Source organism: Sphingomonas sp. 10B4, assembly GCF_035019905.1.
GTDB classification, from domain to species: Bacteria; Pseudomonadota; Alphaproteobacteria; order Sphingomonadales; family Sphingomonadaceae; genus Sphingomonas; species Sphingomonas glacialis.
Window position 1 is genome coordinate 1 of the sequence record NZ_JASJVC010000417.1, and the last position, 257, is coordinate 257.

Genomic DNA, 257 nt, shown 5'->3' on the forward strand with positions numbered 1-257 from the left:
AGTCGATAAGAGTCGTTCGCGTGAAACCCAAGGAACCGGCTTGGGCTTGGCCATCGTCAAGCATGTCTTGTTACGGCATAGCGCACAACTGCTGATTGAATCGACTCCCGATGTCGGTAGTCAATTCAGCGCACAGTTTCCGTGTGGCATTATTGCTACTCCTCAAGTTGCGACGGCATAGCAATCTTTAAATATTGTTATTCTTAGTTTATCGTTCACGGAAAATACGCTACACTTCAAAACAGCTTGAACGGTTT

Annotated in this window: 1 protein-coding gene; it reads left to right on the top strand. The window is 45.9% G+C overall.

Going from position 1 to position 257, the window contains the following annotated elements:
• The coding region (locus tag QN347_RS20330) for an ATP-binding protein (protein WP_323494479.1) at positions 1 to 181 on the top strand (181 nt) is incomplete at its 5' end.
• Between the last annotated feature and the right edge of the window lie 76 nt (positions 182 to 257).